The following is a 19170-nucleotide window of genomic DNA, read 5'->3' as shown; positions in this document are numbered from 1 at the left end:
TGCACGGTGGTAGCGCCGATATGCAGGATCGTTCTGTCGTTAACCAAACCCATCGCGTTGCGTGGGCGCTTTCCGCGATAGGTTCTTCCGCTTTGGAGCTTCAGTTAATTTGCTGGCATCACTGGGCGCTCTTTCATTTGGCCTCCCGCAGCTGCTTGGCATGGGATTTCAGTGCGTTGCAAAGTTCCATCGCCCCGCTTGATCGTAATTCTGCATCGGCATAACTGATCCCAATCCTGTCCATTACACAGTCTGTATCGAGATACTCAGAGCATGAATCCAACGCCGCTGTAATTGACCGCGCTTCGATAGCTGCAAGTGCTGCGTCAGTGGCTGGGGGTTCGATTTTCGGCAGCAGCGCATAGTCACAAACCGTCTCAATGGCCGGGTCGCAACCATCATCCTCGGTACGCGGCCGCTCGTTAACCCTGGTTGATTCCTGAATGATGATCCCCCAGGACACCTGAGCAACCTCGTCAGGCCAGCCATCGCATGCCTCACCGCGGTAGTAGTCAATGTAGGATTCAGCTGCTGCAATGGCTTCATCCTTGGTTTTGAACTCCTCAAAGCCATTGTCTGGGTCGTATGCGAAAAATCCGCACCCACTCTTCAGCGCCGCATTCTCCACAGCCAGAGCATCGGCTCGTTTCTGCTGAGCATCGCGCTCAGCCTTCAACGCGCTCACTACCTGCTGGTGGGCATCGAACCGAACTAATTCACCGTGCTCAGCTTCACGTGCGAAAGCCTCAAAACGAACTGCGTGCATTTTGTAGTCAGGGGTAAAGCGCTTGATGGTTGTCATGCTTCGTCTCCCAGCACCCAGCGGAGCGCCTGAGCATAATCACCGCTCGCACCCTCCAGGGCTTTCGTTATTTCTTTTCGGGACTTCATGCGGGGTTTGGCATCGCCAATCACCTGGCGCTGGCGCCGTGCCTTTTCGTGGCCTTTGGTGCCGGCGGTAGCCGCTTCAACCTCTTTCACTTTTTCGCGTTGTTCGTCGGGTGAGAGGTTCGCCAACTGGCGCGCCTGGGTAACGGTAACTGCGCCTGCTTCAACCGCATCTTTAACGGCCTGAGTGGCATCGAGCAGGGCGAGTGTGGCGCGGATCGTCTGCACGCCAACGCCAAACATCAGTGACAAATCGTCTTCATCGTGGCCCCGCGTAAGCGCATCAGCCATTTTCTTGGCTCGGCCCAGCGGCGTGTCTGCCTGAAAGATTTCATTGGCACTAATCATCACCTCAGCAACGCTAAACGGCGATCCGCGTCTGACGACTGCCGGCACAAGAAGAGGCTTTTTACCTTCTTCCCGCAGGCGTTTATTTGCTTCAAGAGTGTTTTTAACCCGCTGACGACCTTCAACTACGCAGGATCTGCCTGTCTCTGGGTCTTTCCAGATAACGATCGGCTCAATCACCCCCAACTTCATGATGCTAAGCACCGTTGGTTCATGGAGAGGCAGATGGATTCGTTCGTCGTAAAGCGGGTGCGTTTTATCGGATACCAGGTGCAGATTTTCCGGCTCGAACATCAGCACGTTGGTTTTACCGCTGGCGCCGTAGGCTTCCTTTGAGTTTTTAGCCATGCATCAACTCCAGACCGCGCCAGCAGTGAGCAGGCACAGGGTAAAAATGAGAAGGTAGAAGAGGTGTTTGCCGTGGTGGCGCTTAGGGGCGAAATCGCCCCCGGTCAGGTCATACTTGTGCTGTATGCGGGCGTTGAGGCTTACCATGTTGGCCTCCGCTGCTGAGTGTGCAGGCGGCGCTGCAGTGTTCTGATGTTCTGGCGGACGACGTACACCGGCGCGCAGGTATCGGCGCAGACGAGCATTCTCACGGCCTTATATCTGCCGTCTTCATAGCGCTGAATGCTCACGGCCTGTTTTGCTACGTCGCGCGTCTGGCCGCAGTGTTCACAGCGTTGGGTGGTGGTTTGCATAACATGTCCTCTCAATGAAATTCACATGGGCAAAGGCGCTGCCTGAGTTGATGCACGCGCTCGGTTTCCCTACGGTTCCAGCACACTGGAGCAGGGCAGCGCCTTTGCTGATGTGAAAAAAAGAGCCCCGGCGAGCGGGGCAAAGGATGTGACAAGGGAAGTGGTACTGAGCAGGCTTGTGATTTCTCACGCACCTGGTGGCGCATCGAACCGGGGCTTTATACTGTGTAGGTTAAAAGGTGAGCCGGAACGATACGCCACCAGATAGGTGAGGTATTGGGCTGACCACTCATGAGGTAGGATCCTTCACCGATTCCAGAATTTAAGGAATCGGGCGAGTGGTTAGCCTAATACGCCGGAATTAACCGGCGATGATAAAACCGATTGCTGACCAGCAGGCGGCGCATAAGACAAACACGCCAAGCCAAACTTTTTGATTGAACGTCATGGATGCCTCCATTTTCTTTGGTGTAAATACATATAGATATGTAAACTAAGGCGATAAACCTCAGGGGGACGCATGGGTATCATTGGAAAAATTCAGTCATTAATCGGATCAGATAGCGAAGCTCAGAAAGTGGCAAAAAAACTTCCCGCTGCTTACATCGCATCTATCGGTCAAAAATTCATGGATATCGAAGATCCAGATAGCGATGGTGATTGGCTGGGGCTTGGTGATCCATTGCCTACGGCTGAAGTAACTGAGTTCAATTCAGAAACAGGAAGCTTCGCTTTTCGTCACATCGTCTTAAAAGAAGGCGATGAGATTGAGCGATACTCGACAAGCATGAATATTGATGCGGTATCCGGCGGCTATGTATTCCGAGCCGGTAACGAATCCGTTACTGTGCCTGTAAATCCTGATGAAGCCTCACTGTTACCTGTTATAAAGATGGCTGTGAGCCAAGCTGTTAGGGTTTCATAATTTGCATACCACGGCGCCCCGTATGGCGCGGTGGGGGTTATTTGGTTGCGGCCAATTTTCTGGCATAACCCAGGAATCGCCGTGATTGTTCAGGCGTTATACCTTTCTCCGGCCATGCTGCTGCCTTAGCGTTGTTGCGCAGTGACCGACGTATCCTGCGGTAGTCAAATTTGCCAGATGGGCGACGCAGGCCGGAAAGGCGTTTTTCTGATTGCTGTAATTTCATCGTGTAACCCTCTGCTGTAGTGGTCTTGCCGAAGCCCTCGCTCACAAGGGCAGCGGTAAAATCACTTAGCTGCTCAGCCACTCGTCGTAGGTTTTCAGCGGCTTCCCGGTCATGAATTCATTACCTTTACCGTCGTCAGCGCAGGCAAGGTAAATTTGATATTCGCTGTCGTTGTCGCCGCGTGCTTTTGTCTGCCAATTCGCGTTTTGTTCGAGTTGCATCGTTAACCCTCTGCTGTTAGTCGGCCATCTGACGAGCAAACCAGCGTTGCGCGCCTGCTGCGGTTTTAAAACCCCGGCTCTTGGTGAATGTCATCGCCGTAAACGTGCCATCGCCATTTGGAAAAACGCCGGTCTTTACTGTTTCGTTGTTGCCCATATCGTGAGTAGTGTTCATCGCTAATCCTCGGATTTACCCCGGCGAACCGGGGTAGCTGTTAGATACTGATCACGCCAGCATCAAATAGGCGCTTTAGCGAGTTGCTGATATCAGCTTTAAAACATTCAATTGCTTTCTGGCGCTCTTCGTTTCTGGAAGGACGAGAACGAGGGTTTGCTATTTTTTCCTCAAGCTGTGCGATTTCATCCTTGCGGTGAGCAATGGTGTTTTTTGCGAATAAAATCTGTTGTTCGTTCATCGATCTAATCCTCAGTGGTTTTATGCCTGTCCGCCGGATGCTCTCGACGGCAGGGTAAATCCACTCTTTCCCTAAAGAACGTATCCGGTCGATCCCTCTCGGGGCCGGGGAGTGATTGCATCGCTCACCCCTGGGCGTCTTACCTGTGTGGCTTCCTGCCGGTGACGTTGTTGCTGTCGATGGATTAAAATGTACAGGCAAAACTGTATTTAGTAAACAGGAAAAACTGTATATATTACAGGTCATGATGTAATCCAATGATTTGGAAAAGATTAAAGTTTGAAATTTAGGCGAAAAAAAACCTCGCCGGAGCGAGGTCTTGAAGTTGAGAGGGATTAACTTATTGTGACGCCATACCAGAACACCGCACCAACTACCCTGATTTTGTTGCTATCGTCACCCATATATATTTCATCGGGGTACTCATCAGTGTTGAATGATCGTAGACGCACTCCGCCAGGTAGGCGATACAAAATCTTCACCCGAGCCATACCGTCATGATCCAATGCATAGATCTTTCCGTCTTTTATCTCCCTGTTACCAGTATTGATGGCGACTGTAGCTCCATCAGGAAGAACGGGCTCCATGCTATTACCCCAGACCGACATACAAGCCGCTTCTTCGGGCTTTACTCCTAGTTTTTTTAAGCTACGGAGTGAGAACTTTAGCTTTCTTCCCTCGCAGTCAAGCTCTACCACTCTACCATTCCCCGCAGCTAACTGAGCCTCTTTGAAGAAAGGCAGGTAGACATCATCTTCATCTTCTTCTTCATCGTCTGTCCAGAGTGAAATACCGTCCAAAGGCGTCGCATTCGACTCCTGGACACCGGTTTTTAGCCACTGCATTGAGCACTTAAGAGCTTGAGACAGTTCAAATATTTTTCTCGGGTTTTTTGTCTCACCATTTTCAATGCTTGCAATTGACTGTTGCCGAATACCAACCAGATCAGCAAGTTCTGTTTGAGTAATACCAAGCGCCTCGCGCCTAGTTCGTACCCTTTCTGCAAGGCTCATAACCCCTCTCCGCCATTAATGAACAGCGCAAATCTTCACAGTAAATACTGTATTTGACAAACAGGCTTGCCTGTAGAACAATACAGATAAAACTGTAGGAGAGCGCAATGAATACAGGTAACACACTTTCGCATCGGGCAAAGGCTCGACGGATCGAGCTTGGTCTTACACAAGCCGAAGTTGCAGAGCTAGCTGGGATTACTCAGCAGTCATACCAGCAACTCGAGGCTGGGGAAACGAAGAGGCCCAGAAACTTACTGGAGATCTCTTCAGCCCTTAAATGCACAGCCCATTGGCTGATGTATGGAAAACGCAAACTTTCTTCGTGAAAGCAACCTTTCAACATAACGGAAATTGTAAATGGAATCAGTCGCAACAACACGCAACGAAGCTCAGGCGATCCAGAGCGACATCATGAGCCGCATTGCAGCTATCGGGGTGACAAGCCTGGCCGGCGCGATCGGCGTTGATAAATCGCAGGTGAGCCGCTGGCAGAGCAAAGGGGGGCTGGTGGAGAAAGCGAGCTTGCTTCTCGCCGCTACCGGCTTCAAGCGTTCGGAAACCATGTTGACGTTCAGGGGCGAGGAAACCGCCGAACTGGCGCGCGGGTTAATGGCAATGCTGGAGCACATCCGGGAACCAAAGACGGAATAGGGGGCTTTATGGCCTGGGACACGTTTGTTTACGACAACATCAAGAAGCAGCTGGTGAAAGAGGGATTCAGCGAAGCGCTGGCTCAGGGGGGGGCATCACACGGAGCCGACCTTTACCGGCGGAAGTCGCAGGCGAGCAGGAAGGGGATGATTTATGACGACTGTCTCACGCTTGCGCGCCAGTACGTACTTGCGAGCTGCACCAAGGAAGAGAAGCCGGAATCAGGGAAGAAGAAAAGCCGAACAGCTGCAACTGCTCGGCCATCACTTTTCTAGAACCTAACCTGAGAGGTCGATTCATTATGGCAAACGTAGCGATCAGTGGCAACAGCCCGAAAATGACGAGCCGTGAAATTGCCGAGCTGACTGGCAAGCAACACGGCCACGTCATGCGCGACATAGAAATCATGCTGGAACAGCTGGGCGAAGGCCTGGATGGGTATATCCAGATTTGGAGACACCCCCAGAACGACCAGCAATACCGGGAATACGCGCTCGACAGAGAACATACCGAATGTTTGGTGACCGGATACAGCGCCAGCCTGCGCATGAGGGTGATCAAGCGCCTGCACGAACTGGAGGAGCAAAACTCCCCAGTACCGCAGACGTTGCCTGAAGCGCTGCGCCTGGCTGCTGATATGGCTGAACAGAAGGCAATGCTGGAGCAGAAGGTTCAGGCCGACGCACCGAAGGTGGCATTTGTCGATCACTACGTAGACGCATCAGGTTCAAAAAGCCTGCGCGCCACTGCCAAGGTTTTGAACATGCCGGAGAAAGCGATGATTGACGCGCTGATCCGCGACAAGGTTCTGTTCCGCCAGTCCGGGAATCTGCTTCCCCATGCTCTGCGCCAGCGCGACGGGCTATTCACCGTCAAAACTGGCACGTCTGATTTTGGTCACGCCTTCACGCAAACCAGGGTAACGCCGCGTGGCATCCATTGGATTGCTGAACGTTACGCCTCAGAGCTGATGGCGAGCTAACTATGAGGCAATCAACCCCACTGGATAGGAAATATGTCGATGACCACGGTAATCCCGTGAAGGTCATCCGGTGGGAGCGTGTAGAGCGTCAGGTGATTTTTATGAGAGAGGGCTACCCGCATGAATGCATGCAACCTCTTGAAAGATTTAAAGAGAAATTTAAGCGAGTGGACATATGAGCGCCTTAATGCAGCTTCTTGATCGGCCCATAGCTTACCAGCCGTCTTTCGTCGGCCTGGGAGTTGGGGTGACCGGCGCCGTTCTGCTGTCGCAGCTGGTTTACTGGCATAACCGAATGGATGCCGGCTGGTTCTACAAAACCCAGAAAGAGATCCGTGATGAAACAGGCCTAACGCGCGAGGAACAGGAAACGGCACGCCGTCGCCTTATCTCCGCCGGGGTACTTGAAGAGGATCGCCGTGGTGTACCAGCAAAGCTCTATTTTCGGGTTAAAGCCGATGCTCTTGAGTTGCTTCTTCTGAAGAAAATCAAAGAGAAAACCCAGAATGCGGGAAACCCTCATTCCAGTATGCGGGAATCCCGCATTCAAGAGTGCGGCAATGCCGCAGACAAGAATGCGGAAAACCCTCAGACAAGTTTGCGGGAAAGCAGCGCGCCAGATTGCGGGAATCCCGCAGACATTCATACAGGAGATTACACAGAGATTACTTCAGAGACTACAGCAGATAAAAAACCTGTACGTCCGCCGGCTGCGCCGACAGACCAGCCGCAAGAGGATTCTTTGAAAATCGATTACGACGAAGTGCTACGGATCTTCCGCACCACGCTGCCAGAACTGCCAGACGTCCTGAAGATGACCGACGGGCGCCGCAAGGCACTGCGCAAACTCTGGAAGGACTACGAGATGGACATGGAGCGCTGGGGCGCTTACCTGCGGTACATCTCGAAAAAATGCCGCTGGATGCTTGAAGACCGCCCAGACACGAACAGCGGCAAGACCTGGCGAAAAAAGGACTTCGACTACCTGATCACCGAAAAATGCTACCTGAAGGTCAAGGAAGAACGGGCTGATGATCACCCGAAAGTACAGCGCCAGGACAGCGCCGCCCGCGAAGAAGCCTATGTCCGCCTGGTATCCCAGCGCCAGCAACCACGGAACGAGGTGGAGAAGCTTGCGAAGGAGATGGCTGGATCCCTTGGTCGCATGACCGATTACGACGCCCGCCGAGCCTGGACGGGGATTTGGGCTCAGGCAGTAGCCAAGGCCAGCGAGAACGATTTAGCGAGGATTGCCTGATGAGAGCGATAGTCAAAGCAGCGGTACAGCGCGATCTGGGTATTGCCCTGATCCCGGTTGACGAAAAGCTGGCGTTTCACATGACGGGCCGCGTGATGGTTTCCACGCTGCCGAAAGAATTCAAAGACGCGCCAGAAGGCATCCTGCCAGCGGTAGAGCATGAGATCGCCAACGACCCACGGTTACAGGATTTCTTCACCCATGAGCGCGTCACAAACGCCTGTGGCGGGGTTAACGCTATTGAAGCCTGGGCGACGCAGTTCACGAAATGCCAGTACAGCAAGCACGACCTGCCGGAGACAATTCTGGACACAGAGCGCGTAGGAAATTCAGCCGTTCGCATCTGTCCCGGCTGCTACAAAAAAAGCCTGGGCGTGTCGCCTAAGCTGGAAAAAATCGCTGCTCGCAACACTGCGCGCTGGGTCGTGGCGACGGCAAAACACCGCCTGAAGTCCGAGGGGCAGCTAACAATCCCTGAGCTGATGCTGTGGGCTATGTTGTCCGGGGTATTCGACCTGATCCCCGAAGAAGTGGCGCGCACTGTCACCAACTTGCCAGAACCAAAGGTTGTCACCGGCATCCGTAAGGAGTCCGACATGGACTGTCAGCCGGCGGTTAATGAGCTCATCGCTAAGCAGGCCCAGAAGTGCTTCAAGGTAGATACTGAAGTCCCTGGCGCCTTTGTGTTGCGTCCGAAGAAAACTCGCGCCGAAGACAGCAAGTATACCCGCTGGGTTAAGACTCGCCCCTGCTGCGGTTGTGGGGCTCGGTCTGACGACCCTCACCACATTATCGGCCACGGGCAGGGTGGAATGGGAACCAAGGCCCACGACTTCTTCACTATCCCACTGTGCCGTAAATGCCACGACGCCTTGCACGAGGATGTAGCGGCCTGGGAGGCGGAACATGGTAGTCAGGTAAAGCTGCTGTTTGAGTTCCTGGATTTTTCCTTTGGCATCGGGGCGATCGCATGAAAGAGGTAACCATAACACGTCAGCAGTACCGGAACGTCTGCGATGCGCTGCTCAACACCACAAATCTGAACGAGCAGCTTTTGCTGCTCTCAACCTCGGACAAGCGTTCGGAAAAGATTCACCGCCAAGCCAGCAAGCTATTGCAAAAAATTCGCCAGCAACTTCAGGAAGCCGTGGGAGAAAAAGCATGAGAGACATCCAGCTAGTTTTAGAGCGTTGGGGCCAGTGGGCGAAAGACAACAGCGGCGTGGACTATTCTCCGATCGCAGCTGGGTTTAAGGGGCTTCTGCCGAACACAAGCAAGAGCAAGCCTTCATGCTGCGATAATGACGGCCTGATTGTTGACGGCGCCGTGGGTAGATTGAAGAAGGTGCGCGACGAAAGAGAGCTTGGTGTAATCATGCTGCACTACAGATACGGGGTATCAAAATCGGAGATAGCCCGTAGATGGAAGGTTTCAGAAGGGAACATAAGGCAAAAGCTGATGATGGCAGAAAGCTTTATAGAGGGCTGTTTAGCTATGACCGGGGCGACGCTTGAGATGGACGCCTGGACGAGCAGAACAGAAATTTCGGCTGTCGCGTAAATTTCCGCTTTTCGTTACGAATTTTACTGGCTATTGTGATAAGAGTGGTTACGCAGTTACGTAGCTTATCAACTTTCAAAACCTCGCAGCTGCGGGGTTTTTTGCTATTCAGCAGTGGACTAGGAATCGGCAATGTTGTCCTAAGACTGTCACAACCCCAACGATTACCCAGAGTTTGAGTCTCAATGTAAAGTCTAGATATCGCCAAATTGATGGTGATTTAAAATACTTTTCAAGGAGATATACTCATGCAAGCTGCTGAAACTCATTATCTGGACAACGGTTACACCTTCCATATTCCAGCCGTATCATACCGTCGCCGCGTCTGCGTGCCGCTTCTGATGGCTATCGCGCCAGGTGGTAAATCAAAAGCGAAGCATATGTTGGTATTCAATGGTTCTTGGGTAACCGAAGCGAAAGCAGAAGGCGCGATTTTCCTCGACGGTGGCTCAATGCCAGCAACTGCTTGTAACTCGTGGAACACATACATCGAACCTAATCAGTCCGTCTCAATTCAGGCGGTTAGTGAAGGTTCTAATGGTGGCTATGCACTGCCAAGCATTACGGTTTTAATCGGACAAGATTGACCTAGCTTTTCCAAAGCAAAGTAATTTACACAGGCCCCTCTAATACGGGGCTTTTTGCATTTCAGCCCCAGCCAACGGACGACACACACGGCACCCTCTTACCGGCAGCGTTTACGGCTGGTGGCTGATCCCCACATCTTGGAGTTAACGATGAAATTTTCTGAGCTTCCTGAATCATCTAAAGACCGTGCACGTGAGGCGCTTTGCGCGGTTATCCGTAATGGCGTAAATTCAGCGTCGGCAAAACTGGCTGGTGAAACTGTGGCTGCTGCGTTTATTGCAATGGAGCACCATGATAGTGCTCCTGATGTATGTGAAGACGGTGTTTAGTTAGACTGTTTTCAACCCACGGATTGCTCGTCCAGCTGATTTCGTTACCATAACTCCTGACTTCGACTTCACCGAATTTGCGATTGCTTGCACTTCATCGGCAATTGCCGATTCATCCTTAGATGAATGTGAGTAGGTATATTCGGCATCAGGTAGTTGATATTCAACACCGGATGAACCAGTCACCTTTCTTGAATAACCTTTAGCCTCCATTTTTTCATGCAATGCTTCGTAATCATCTGAATCTGCCTTGTGAAGCTCAACTCGAACAGTAAACGTTGCCATATGTATTCCTTTTTGGCTGTGTGAGAACTGCCAAGATACCACTGCCGCCTGAGGTGAAAAAATAACAGGCAAATAATTCAAAAGCTGAGCTAATACTCGGCTTTTCTCGTTTTACTACAGCACAGCCCGATAACCGGGAGGTGGAGTCATGAAGATGCACCCAGACAATCCAAACCTACCGTATTGGTGGTCAAGCCTTCTCGGCCTTTTTTCGCTGCTGTCGCTGCAGGATTACGTCTTTATCGTAGGGGCGTTGATATCCGCCTTCTTTACGATCAAGACGTACTACGCCAAACGGAAGGAAGAGCGCGAACGCCTGGTAGAGGAACGCCGGCGCACGAAGATCATGGAGGACTATCTGCACGGTGTATCTGCCAGGCCAGAAAGCGAGCGCCCAGCGGCGGTTGAGGTTGTAGCCGAAGCGATGCGCAGAGCAGAGGGCTGATATGGCGATCACTCCGATAATGAAAAAGAGGCTGCTTGGTGCGGTTGCTGGTGGTGCCATCGCAATTGCGGCCGTACTGATTCCTTCCCTTGAGGGCGTCGAATACAAACCTTACCGCGATGTTGTTGGCGTGCTGACGGTCTGTTATGGCCACACCGGGCCAGACATTATTCCCGATAAGACGTACACCGAAGCGGAATGCAAAGCGATGCTGGATAAAGATCTGGTGCCTTTCGCCCGTTCGGTAGAGCGCTCGGTGAAGGTGCCAGCCAGCGAATACCAGAAAGCGGCGCTGATCAGCTTCAGCTACAACGTTGGCGTTAAGGCTTTCGAGTCATCCACGCTGCTGAAAAAGCTTAATGCTGGCGACAGCCGTGGCGCCTGTGACGAAATGAGGCGTTGGAATAAAGCTGGTGGCAAGGTCTGGAAGGGGTTGATTAACCGTCGCGAAGTAGAGCGCGAAATCTGCAACTGGGGCCAGTCATGAATCGATTGGTGGCGGTATTAGGTGCTGCTCTGCTGATCATCGTCATTGCGCTGGCGTGGCTGGCGCTTTACTTCCACAGCAACGCGGTAAAGGCCAGCGAGCAGGTTAGGCAGCAGGAAAAGACGCTGGCGCAGCAGTCAGGACTGATCTCAACCCTGCAAGCACAAGACCGGAAGAACAGAGCCTTGGCCGCAGAGCAACAACAAAGAGAGCAGCTACTACGCCAGCGCGAGGAAACCTACCAGAGGAAAATGCGAGATGCACTTAAAGGCAGTAAATGTGGGAATAGTCCTATGCCTGCCGCTGTTGTTGAGCTCCTGCAGCAAAATGCCGCCAGCGCCACAGCAAGTCGTTCTGTTACCCCCTGAGTCTGTGTTTGCCCCATGCGAGCAGCCAAGCCTACAAGGAGAAACGTGGGGTGACGCAGTGAGCTACGCACTGGCATTGCAAACGGCGCTTCATATCTGCGCTGGACAGGTAGAAACACTTCAGAAGTGGATGTCAGTTATCCACAATGGAGAACGCTTGAAGTAAAACGTATTTTGGATATTATCTAACTGTTAGCCCACGGAAAGTTCATGGAGGTCTGTTTGACCCAGTTTTTGGACTTCCCCTTAAGCAACCGCTGATCGTGACATCAGGGTTCCTGAGCCAGGGGTAACAGAATAGAGGGGATAGTGAGCAGGGAGATCGGCCAAGGTGGGTAACCATCTTGAGAGCATTACCACCCGCGTCTGGGACGTTGGAGTCTTCCGCCTTGTTGGTCACGCGATGAGGTTAATACATGAAAAGCCAAGGGGCTCAGGTGACGCTGCCATTCTCGAACCCCACGCTGGCCACGGTGTCAGTAGGGATACTTGGAAATGATGGTAATCCGCAATTAGCTTGGCCTGCCTTTCACCTACACCAACCGCCTCCGGGCGGTTTTTTATTTTCCATCACAGAGCAGCTTTCTGAGGCTGCTACGTGATGAAGAATTCCCCCGACAAGGAATGAGACAGTGAAGCCCTGCAGGAGGTGATCACGTCTTGGCAGCCGGAAAGACGGAAGTGGCGATGCAACGCCGAGAGGTGTGGCTGATGCTGCGGTTATTTATGGAGAGGGAATTTGCGTTGGACGAGATGAAGTGCGATGTAAGCGAGAGGTCTGAGCAGCTTGAATAAAGCTGCTGCAGCCAGATAAAACTCTGGTGAATAGTTCATAAAACCTCCTAGTAACGTTATATGGTCTTATAGGGAACCCAATCACAGCGGAATTGCTGTGTTCTATTGTGTCGGCTATTGCCTATAGTCAGGGTTTATCCGCTGTTCGCTGCTCCCCAATAGTGAGTCGTATTTACTTACATACAGCTGGAGGCTGGCGTATCATCCTCTGAACCAGGAGGATTTCATGTCATACAATCTCGGCAATCTGCCAAAAGAAGAAATGGACAAGGTTAACGTAGACCTTGCGGCGTCCGGTGTTGCGTACAAAGAGCGCATGAACATGCCGATCGTACCGGCGCAGGTGGAGGCGGAGCAGCCTGAGCATCTGCGCGAGCTTTTCCGCGAACGCCTGCAGCATTACCGTAGCCAGAGCCACAAATTCCCAGGGCCAAGCGACCCGCGATACCAGCAAATGGCTGAGGCCAACGGCAAGAAATGACTTAACCCGCTTCGGCGGGTTTTTTATTGGGAGAGAATCATGGCTAAAACAGCACAGGATGAGAGCCATGAGAGGCGACCCTACCCACCGTTACGGTTTATCGAAGACCATCAGCTAACGCCATATATCGGCCTGGTTCCCGCGAACGAGGTACAGGAGTGGATGCAGCGTCAAATCATCGAAGATGCCGGCAGCCTATTTAACCCAGACCACGGACACCTTGCAGACGCCGATTTGCGCTTTATGTGGGCATCGTCCGCGTTTGAGAAGAAAGGGCGCCATGTGCTCGGCCAGGCTGAAGAGGTAGCGATGCGCGCCGGAGGCTGGCAGAAGGCCCGGATGGAACAGCAGATGCATGAGTGGTTCGGAGTGGTGCCGAAATTCATCATCACGTTAGCTGCCGACTACTGCTCCCAGTGTTCTGATGCCGAGTTCTGCGCCCTGGTCGAGCATGAGCTCTACCACATCGCACAGGCAACCGACGATTTCGGAGCCCCAAAATTCAACAAGGAAGGCCAGCCGGTGCTGAAACTGCGCGGCCACGACGTTGAAGAGTTTGTTGGCGTGGTTCGCCGGTATGGCGCCAGCGTGGAAGTTCAGGAACTAGTTGATGCGGCTAACAGGCCTGCGGAGGTGGCACAACTAAACATTGCCAGGGCGTGCGGTAATTGCATGTTGAGGCTGGCGTAAATATTGGACTGTATTGGACGGATGGTGATTTATGGCTGCATTAAAACCAGATGTAAAAGCCTTCATCATTCAGTCGCTTGCGTGCTTTGATACCCCTACACTGGTAGTGGAGTCCGTCCAAAAAGAGTTTGGGCTAAAAATTACGCGTCAGCAGGTTGAATCTCACGACCCGACAAAGGTTAGCGGCAAGTCACTGGCTAAGAAGTGGGTAGACCTGTTCCACACGACGCGAGAACGATTCAAGACGGAAATTTCAGACATTCCGATCGCCAACAAGGCCTACCGGCTGCGCGTGCTTGATCGCATGGCGACGCGAACCGAAACCATGAAAAACTTCGCATTGGCCGCTCAGATCGTCGAGCAGGCCGCGAAAGAGTGCGGCGATGCGTATACGAATAGACAGAAGGTAGAGCACACAGGTAAAGACGGCGGCCCCATCGAGTCGGCCACGTTGACGAAAGACGAATACAAGCAGGCTCGGCGGGAGATGTTGGAGGATGACGACTGTTGAGCAGCGGAATTATGCCCGCAAGATAGAGTGTGAAGAGGATGGGATGTATTTCTCCCGCTACTTCTTCAAGCAGAGAACCGGCGGCAAGATGATCGTCGCACCACATCACAAGGTAATCCAGGAGACACTGGATCGTGTGATCGCTGGCGAGATTCAGCGTCTGATTATTAACGTCCCTCCCGGCTATACAAAAACAGAACTGGCGACCATCAATATGATGGGGAGAGGACTGGCGCTAAATAGGCGTGCTAGGTTCATGCACCTGTCGTATTCACACAACCTTGCTCTTCTTAACTCATCTACAGCGCGAGGAATAATAAAGTCTCGTACGTATCAAGCCATGTGGCCGATGGAGCTTCGCGATGATGCAGATAGCAAGGCGATGTGGTGGAATGAGTTTGGCGGCGGCGTATATGCGTCATCTGCAGCAGGTCAGGTAACCGGCTTTCGAGCCGGACACATGGAACCAGGCTGGCAAGGTGCCCTGGTTATCGATGACCCAGTAAAACCTGACGACGCTTACTCTGAGATCGTCCGCGATGGCGTAAATAACCGCTTTAACGAGACAATCAAATCACGACTGGCGATCGAGACGACGCCGATGATTGTCATTATGCAGCGCATCCACTACCACGATCTGAGCGGTTATCTTCTGCGCGGGGGCAGTGGTGAGAAATGGCATCATCTGAACTTGCCGGTGATTATCGACAACAGTCAGTCATACGCTGCGCAGTATCCAGAAAACACCCACGCTTTACCGATTGACCACGGATTGCCTGATGGTTGGCTGTGGCCATTCAAACACAACGAATCGCATCGAACATCACTGTTTTCTCATCGCCGCACTGCCGAAGCTCAGTACATGCAGAAGCCTCGCCGCTTCAATGCTGAGGGGGCGCTGTGGAATGAGCAGATGATAAGCGCTGCTCATGAGCTACAAATCAAGCATGACAAGGTTCGCACAGTCGTGGCTATTGACCCACAGGCAACCAACAGCGATGAGAGTGATGAAACAGGGGTAGTTGCTGCGAGTTCCTATGGCGCTGGAGACAAAAAGCAATTCTCGGTTGATGGGGATTACAGCGGTAAATATTCTCCAGCAGGATGGGCTAAAAAAGCGATATGGGCGTATGAACATCATCAGGCAGATGCGATCGTCATAGAGACAAACCAGGGTGGTGATATGGCGGAGGAGACACTACGCAATGCAGGCTTTAAAGGGCGGATTATTCGAGTTCACGCCAGTAAGGGGAAGTATGCCCGAGCGGAACCAATATCAGCCCTGTACGAACAAGGCAGGGTGTTGAATCAGGGAAATCTCTACGTGCTGGAAAATCAGCTGATGGAGTACATACCGACGACTGCCAAAAAGTCACCAGACCGCCTTGATGCCATGGTTTATGCGCTGACTGAACTTAACGGCTCTCAACCGAGAGGGATGATGCTCCCTAAGCGGCTACAGTAAACCACTCCAAACGGAAACCACATGAACAAAAATCTCCAACTGGCCGTCAACCACGCGTTGAACGACGCCAGGATTGAGCGTGCTCGCATGGCGATGCTTGGGCCATCTATGGGCCTGGATAATAAACGCGGCTCCGCATGGTGCGAATACGGCTTTCCTGAGCAGATCACTTACGACAATCTTTATTCATTGTTTCGCCGCGGTGGTATTGCACATGGCGCTGTGGAAAAGCTGGTGAGCAAATGCTGGCAGACCAACCCGGAGATCATCGAGGGTGATAAGTCCGACGAGAAGCGCGCGGAAACTGCCTGGGAGAAAAAACTCAAACCGGTATTCACGAACCGGTTATGGCGCGCTTTTGCAGAAGCTGACCGCCGACGGCTCGTCGGGCGTTACTCTGGCATTTTGCTGCACATCCGCGACGACAAACCATGGAATACCGAAGCAGCCAGAGGCCGAGGCCTCGAAAAAGTCACGGTAGCCTGGGCTGGTTCACTAAACGTGAGCGAGTGGGACACAGGGCTTAACTCGAAAACATACGGCCAGCCGAAGATGTGGCAATACACAGAGCGGCTTTCAAATGGAGCCACACGACGTGTCGAAATCCATCCAGACCGGATCTTCATCCTCGGGGATTACACCGACGATGCTATCGGGTTCCTTGAGCCAGCATATAACGCATTTGTCAGCCTGGAGAAAGTAGAGGGCGGTTCCGGTGAGTCATTCCTGAAGAACGCAGCGCGGCAGTTGGCGCTTAGCTTCGACAAAGAGATCGACTTTGGCAGTCTGGCGTCAATGTATGGCGTAAGCGTTGACGAATTGCAGGACAAGTTCAACGAAGCCGCGCGCGAGATGAACCGCGGCAACGATGTGCTGATGAGCCTACAGGGCGCCGCTGTTACCTCCCTTGTTTCCCCGGTGTCTGATCCTGGCCCAACCTATAACGTGAACCTGCAAACGGCTTCTGCCGGCGTTGATATCCCTTCGCGGATACTGGTAGGCAACCAACAGGCTGAACGCTCAAGCACCGAAGACCAGAAGTACATGAATGGGCGCTGTCAGAGTCGCCGCGGTGATCTGTCGTTCGAAATTGAGGATTTCTGCGACAAGCTGATCGACCTGAGAATTATCGATTCTGTCGGCCAGAAAACAGTTATCTGGGACGATCTCAATCAACAGACTCGCGCTGAGCGCCTGGCGGACTCCAAGGCCATGGCAGAGGTGAACAAGGCCATGGTCGAAAGTGGTGACACGGCGCCGTTCAGCGGTGAGGAAATTCGCACTGCAGCAGGATTCGAAACTGAAGGCGGCGACCCGCTTGGAGAGACAGGGGATGACGACGAAACCTAAGCCTCCAATTCTGCCGAGCAACATCAAAGATCCCACAGGAGTTGATAAGTTAGAGCGTGGCGCCATGCGTGAGTTTGCAAAGCGCATGAAGCTGATAACGAAAGGCTATATCGACATTCTCAACCGCATCCCCTCCGAACCCGTCGTAAACGAGCGCTACACCTTCCGTCTTGATCAGGGGCTTCTGTCAATGCTGCTACAGAACGGCGAAGCGCTGGTGGACGAAATTCTGCTGGAGGGTGGGGAATTCAATCTGTGGTTCTTTGGGCGCTATGTGTCCGTGGCTTACCAGCGCGGAACGGCGCAGGAGTATTACAACCTTTCTCAGCAGTCATCTGCTTACGCTGCCGGCCAGCAGGATGTTCCCAACATCTTGTTGAGTGAGCCCTATCAACTGCGTTTGATTCTGGTCAGAGCGCGCGAGTTCGAAGAGATGAAAGGGCTTAGCGCTCAGGTTAAGAGCGATATGGCGAGAATTCTGACTGATGGTATTGCCAGGGGGCTCAACCCGCGTGACGTAGCGAAAAACCTCAACGAGCAAACTGGCATTGAAACCCGGCGCGCTAATCGTATTGCCAGGACGGAAATCACTACCGCACTGAGGCGCGCACGATGGGATGAAGCTCAGGATGCGCAAGACCGCTACGGCATCAAAACAAAGCTGCTTCACATCTCTGCGTTAAGCCCTACCACCCGAGCAACGCACGCCGCCAGGCATGCTCACCTGTACACGCAGGATGAAGTTAGGGGGTGGTACACGAAGAATGGCAACGCCATCAACTGCAAATGCTCGCAGCTTTCCGTGCTGGTGGATGACAAGGGGAACCCTCTCACTCCTTCGGTCATCGACAAAGCCAAGCAGACGTTCAACGACATGAAGGAGAGAGGCTACAAATGGGCAGAGGGTTAATCCATGAAAGTTCAAGTTAACGTCACTACTAAGGTCAACAGCCAGGCAATTCGTCGCGAGTCATACAACTGCCGCGAGCATCTTGTTTTACCGAGCTACACACTGCCGGCAAACGTGGTCATGAATGATGGGCTGTATACGGCCAGCGAAATCGATGCTCACTATCAAGGGCTGGAAGGCACGCTGGCGCCGCTGGGGCATCCTCAGCTAAATGGCGCATTCATTTCTGCCTTTTCGCCTGAGGGCATCAACCAGGGCCATATCGGTGCCTGGAATCGCAATGTGAAGAAATCGGGCAACCGGATCTACCTGGAGAAGTGGGTTGATACCCAGATCGCCAACCAGAGCGAGGGAGGCAGGGAGCTTATCTCCCGCGTAGAGGCCATTGAGCGCGGCGAAGATGTTCCACCTATTCACACCAGCGTTGCGGTGTTTCTCGACCAGCTTGAGCCCAATGAGCAACAGAAGGCCACAGGTGCCAAGTGGGTGGCGAAGATTCACGGCATGGATCATGACGCAATTCTGTTGCATGAGGTAGGCGCAGCGACGCCTGAGCAGGGCGTTGGTCTGATGGTTAACGCTGACCTTGCCACGCCGTTAAAGGCCAACTCTGGCGCGCTGATTGGCGAGTCATACCGGGATCGTGAGCAACGTCTCGACCGCGCAGCAAAAGAAAGATTTGCTCCCGGCGAAAATGAATATGCCTGGGTGGCTGATTTCACCGACTCACAGGTTGTAATCATTCGCAATGGCGGCGCAGCCCAGGTTTATGGCTACACATCGGAGGGCGGAAAAATCACCTTTGATGAAACCGGCACACCGGTTGCGCGACAGGAATCCTGGGTGACGGTCGTCGCCAACAAAGTTAAATCCCTTTTCAATCCGCAGGGGCAACCTGCAACCAACCACCAAACGGAGGGCGACATGCCTTTAACCACTGAAGAGAAACAAGAGCTGATCACCGAAATCGGCAAAGGCCTGGCCGCCAACTTCGCCGAGGCGCTCAAGCCGATCACCGATAAAGTTGATGCGCTCCAGTCCAACCATAACCAACTGGCCGAAACCCTGACTGCAAACTCTCGCGCAGAAGAGAAAACCAAGCGTGAAGCCGTTGCGGCCGTTCTTGGTGAACTGGCTGCTAATGCCCTGACAGGCGAAGCGTTGGATGACGCTTTTAAGCGCCTGGGAAGCTCGGCTCAGTTGGGCGGTAACTCCGGTCAGCATCAGCAAGAAAATGGCGCACCTGCCGCCGAAGAACACTTCAAATAAGGGGG

General features: G+C 52.8%; 33 protein-coding genes. 23 read left to right on the top strand and 10 right to left on the bottom strand.

Features of this window, described 5'->3' with window-relative positions:
• Positions 1–133: 133 nt before the first annotated feature.
• The 4 genes from QOL81_RS02450 to QOL81_RS02435 are packed head-to-tail and all read right to left on the bottom strand — an operon-like array spanning position 134 to position 1937.
• The gene (locus QOL81_RS02450) at positions 134–802 is read right to left on the bottom strand and encodes a hypothetical protein (RefSeq protein WP_283439635.1); all 669 of its coding nucleotides are present in this window, start codon (positions 800–802) and stop codon (positions 134–136) included.
• Positions 799–1584 (bottom strand): ParB/RepB/Spo0J family partition protein, encoded by a 786-nt coding sequence (locus QOL81_RS02445; RefSeq protein ID WP_283439634.1) that lies wholly within the window; start codon positions 1582–1584, stop codon positions 799–801. The genes QOL81_RS02450 and QOL81_RS02445 overlap by 4 nt, the downstream gene beginning before the upstream one ends.
• A 3-nt stretch (positions 1585–1587) precedes the next feature.
• Positions 1588–1731, bottom strand: a complete 144-nt coding sequence (locus tag QOL81_RS02440; protein ID WP_154582428.1) for a hypothetical protein — start codon at positions 1729–1731, stop codon at positions 1588–1590.
• Positions 1725–1937 (bottom strand): hypothetical protein, encoded by a 213-nt coding sequence (locus QOL81_RS02435; protein WP_060432185.1) that lies wholly within the window; start codon positions 1935–1937, stop codon positions 1725–1727. The genes QOL81_RS02440 and QOL81_RS02435 overlap by 7 nt, the downstream gene beginning before the upstream one ends.
• A 520-nt stretch (positions 1938–2457) precedes the next feature.
• Between QOL81_RS02435 and QOL81_RS02430 the strand changes: the two genes are divergently transcribed.
• Positions 2458–2862, top strand: coding sequence for a hypothetical protein (locus QOL81_RS02430; RefSeq protein WP_283439633.1), 405 nt, complete (start codon positions 2458–2460; stop codon positions 2860–2862).
• A 37-nt stretch (positions 2863–2899) separates the two neighbouring features.
• Here QOL81_RS02430 and QOL81_RS02425 read toward each other — a convergent pair whose 3' ends face one another.
• The 5 genes from QOL81_RS02425 to QOL81_RS02405 all read right to left on the bottom strand — a co-directional run bounded on the left by QOL81_RS02425 (position 2900) and on the right by QOL81_RS02405 (position 4738).
• The gene (locus tag QOL81_RS02425; RefSeq protein WP_154635461.1) at positions 2900–3088 is read right to left on the bottom strand and encodes a hypothetical protein; all 189 of its coding nucleotides are present in this window, start codon (positions 3086–3088) and stop codon (positions 2900–2902) included.
• Positions 3089–3153: 65 nt separating this feature from the next.
• Entirely contained in the window at positions 3154–3309 is a 156-nt protein-coding gene (locus QOL81_RS02420) for a hypothetical protein (RefSeq protein ID WP_283439632.1), read from the bottom strand.
• Between the two features lie 16 nt (positions 3310–3325).
• Positions 3326–3484: a DUF1391 family protein gene (locus tag QOL81_RS02415; protein ID WP_283439631.1), complete on the bottom strand. Its 159-nt coding sequence runs from the start codon at positions 3482–3484 to the stop codon at positions 3326–3328.
• A gap of 40 nt (positions 3485–3524) precedes the next feature.
• Positions 3525–3725: a hypothetical protein gene (locus QOL81_RS02410; RefSeq protein WP_283439630.1), complete on the bottom strand. Its 201-nt coding sequence runs from the start codon at positions 3723–3725 to the stop codon at positions 3525–3527.
• 335 nt (positions 3726–4060) lie between these two features.
• Positions 4061–4738 (bottom strand): XRE family transcriptional regulator, encoded by a 678-nt coding sequence (locus tag QOL81_RS02405; RefSeq protein ID WP_060446915.1) that lies wholly within the window; start codon positions 4736–4738, stop codon positions 4061–4063.
• Positions 4739–4845: 107 nt separating this feature from the next.
• On the opposite strand from QOL81_RS02405, the gene QOL81_RS02400 reads away from it, so the two are divergent.
• From QOL81_RS02400 to QOL81_RS02350, 11 genes are all read left to right on the top strand, one after another.
• Positions 4846–5067, top strand: coding sequence for a helix-turn-helix domain-containing protein (locus QOL81_RS02400; protein ID WP_072271169.1), 222 nt, complete (start codon positions 4846–4848; stop codon positions 5065–5067).
• A 31-nt stretch (positions 5068–5098) separates the two neighbouring features.
• Complete coding sequence (locus QOL81_RS02395) at positions 5099–5392, top strand: CII family transcriptional regulator (RefSeq protein WP_060441680.1); 294 nt, start codon at positions 5099–5101, stop codon at positions 5390–5392.
• Between the two features lie 8 nt (positions 5393–5400).
• Complete coding sequence (locus QOL81_RS02390; protein WP_043147341.1) at positions 5401–5667, top strand: hypothetical protein; 267 nt, start codon at positions 5401–5403, stop codon at positions 5665–5667.
• A 26-nt stretch (positions 5668–5693) separates the two neighbouring features.
• Complete coding sequence (locus tag QOL81_RS02385; protein WP_283439629.1) at positions 5694–6374, top strand: phage antirepressor KilAC domain-containing protein; 681 nt, start codon at positions 5694–5696, stop codon at positions 6372–6374.
• Positions 6375–6376: 2 nt separating this feature from the next.
• Positions 6377–6553 carry a DUF4222 domain-containing protein gene (locus QOL81_RS02380; protein ID WP_283439628.1) on the top strand — a complete coding sequence of 59 codons (177 nt, stop codon included), beginning with the start codon at positions 6377–6379 and terminating at the stop codon, positions 6551–6553.
• 8 nt (positions 6554–6561) lie between these two features.
• On the top strand, positions 6562–7632 hold the full coding sequence (locus tag QOL81_RS02375) for a hypothetical protein (protein ID WP_283439627.1): 1071 nt from the start codon (positions 6562–6564) through the stop codon (positions 7630–7632).
• Entirely contained in the window at positions 7632–8606 is a 975-nt protein-coding gene (locus QOL81_RS02370) for a DUF968 domain-containing protein (RefSeq protein ID WP_283439626.1), read from the top strand. The genes QOL81_RS02375 and QOL81_RS02370 overlap by 1 nt, the downstream gene beginning before the upstream one ends.
• On the top strand, positions 8603–8797 hold the full coding sequence (locus tag QOL81_RS02365) for a hypothetical protein (protein ID WP_283439625.1): 195 nt from the start codon (positions 8603–8605) through the stop codon (positions 8795–8797). Before QOL81_RS02370 ends, QOL81_RS02365 begins: the two co-directional genes overlap by 4 nt.
• Positions 8794–9192, top strand: a complete 399-nt coding sequence (locus QOL81_RS02360; RefSeq protein WP_283439624.1) for an antiterminator Q family protein — start codon at positions 8794–8796, stop codon at positions 9190–9192. Before QOL81_RS02365 ends, QOL81_RS02360 begins: the two co-directional genes overlap by 4 nt.
• A gap of 248 nt (positions 9193–9440) precedes the next feature.
• On the top strand, positions 9441–9779 hold the full coding sequence (locus tag QOL81_RS02355; RefSeq protein ID WP_152665255.1) for a hypothetical protein: 339 nt from the start codon (positions 9441–9443) through the stop codon (positions 9777–9779).
• Positions 9780–9929: 150 nt separating this feature from the next.
• Positions 9930–10109: a hypothetical protein gene (locus tag QOL81_RS02350; RefSeq protein WP_283439623.1), complete on the top strand. Its 180-nt coding sequence runs from the start codon at positions 9930–9932 to the stop codon at positions 10107–10109.
• Here QOL81_RS02350 and QOL81_RS02345 read toward each other — a convergent pair whose 3' ends face one another.
• Positions 10110–10394 (bottom strand): DUF2622 domain-containing protein, encoded by a 285-nt coding sequence (locus tag QOL81_RS02345; protein WP_283439622.1) that lies wholly within the window; start codon positions 10392–10394, stop codon positions 10110–10112.
• A gap of 148 nt (positions 10395–10542) precedes the next feature.
• Between QOL81_RS02345 and QOL81_RS02340 the strand changes: the two genes are divergently transcribed.
• From QOL81_RS02340 to QOL81_RS02290, 11 genes are all read left to right on the top strand, one after another.
• Positions 10543–10839 carry a hypothetical protein gene (locus QOL81_RS02340; protein ID WP_043147346.1) on the top strand — a complete coding sequence of 99 codons (297 nt, stop codon included), beginning with the start codon at positions 10543–10545 and terminating at the stop codon, positions 10837–10839.
• Positions 10840–10846: 7 nt separating this feature from the next.
• Complete coding sequence (locus QOL81_RS02335) at positions 10847–11326, top strand: lysozyme (protein WP_283439739.1); 480 nt, start codon at positions 10847–10849, stop codon at positions 11324–11326.
• Positions 11323–11694, top strand: coding sequence for a DUF2570 family protein (locus QOL81_RS02330; RefSeq protein WP_283439621.1), 372 nt, complete (start codon positions 11323–11325; stop codon positions 11692–11694). The genes QOL81_RS02335 and QOL81_RS02330 overlap by 4 nt, the downstream gene beginning before the upstream one ends.
• Complete coding sequence (gene lysC / locus QOL81_RS02325; protein WP_349361511.1) at positions 11585–11860, top strand: Rz1-like lysis system protein LysC; 276 nt, start codon at positions 11585–11587, stop codon at positions 11858–11860. Before QOL81_RS02330 ends, lysC begins: the two co-directional genes overlap by 110 nt.
• Positions 11861–12715: 855 nt before the next feature.
• Complete coding sequence (locus tag QOL81_RS02320) at positions 12716–12970, top strand: DNA polymerase III subunit theta (RefSeq protein ID WP_283439619.1); 255 nt, start codon at positions 12716–12718, stop codon at positions 12968–12970.
• A gap of 39 nt (positions 12971–13009) precedes the next feature.
• Positions 13010–13660 carry a putative metallopeptidase gene (locus tag QOL81_RS02315; protein WP_283439618.1) on the top strand — a complete coding sequence of 217 codons (651 nt, stop codon included), beginning with the start codon at positions 13010–13012 and terminating at the stop codon, positions 13658–13660.
• 31 nt (positions 13661–13691) lie between these two features.
• A complete protein-coding gene (locus QOL81_RS02310; RefSeq protein ID WP_283439617.1) occupies positions 13692–14171 on the top strand; it encodes a DUF2280 domain-containing protein in 480 nt (159 codons plus the stop codon).
• Entirely contained in the window at positions 14158–15636 is a 1479-nt protein-coding gene (locus QOL81_RS02305; protein ID WP_283439616.1) for a phage terminase large subunit family protein, read from the top strand. Before QOL81_RS02310 ends, QOL81_RS02305 begins: the two co-directional genes overlap by 14 nt.
• A 21-nt stretch (positions 15637–15657) precedes the next feature.
• Positions 15658–16986: an anti-CBASS protein Acb1 family protein gene (locus tag QOL81_RS02300; RefSeq protein WP_283439615.1), complete on the top strand. Its 1329-nt coding sequence runs from the start codon at positions 15658–15660 to the stop codon at positions 16984–16986.
• Positions 16970–17896 carry a phage minor head protein gene (locus QOL81_RS02295; protein WP_283439614.1) on the top strand — a complete coding sequence of 309 codons (927 nt, stop codon included), beginning with the start codon at positions 16970–16972 and terminating at the stop codon, positions 17894–17896. The genes QOL81_RS02300 and QOL81_RS02295 overlap by 17 nt, the downstream gene beginning before the upstream one ends.
• A gap of 3 nt (positions 17897–17899) precedes the next feature.
• On the top strand, positions 17900–19165 hold the full coding sequence (locus tag QOL81_RS02290) for a hypothetical protein (protein WP_283439613.1): 1266 nt from the start codon (positions 17900–17902) through the stop codon (positions 19163–19165).
• The last annotated feature ends 5 nt before the right edge of the window (positions 19166–19170 follow it).

Origin of the sequence: Serratia sp. CC22-02 (assembly GCF_900182895.1) — a bacterium.
In the GTDB taxonomy this organism is placed as follows: domain Bacteria; phylum Pseudomonadota; class Gammaproteobacteria; order Enterobacterales; family Enterobacteriaceae; genus Serratia; species Serratia nevei.
The sequence above is the reverse complement of the archived record's forward strand: the minus strand, read 5'-3'. Positions and strand labels throughout refer to the sequence as shown.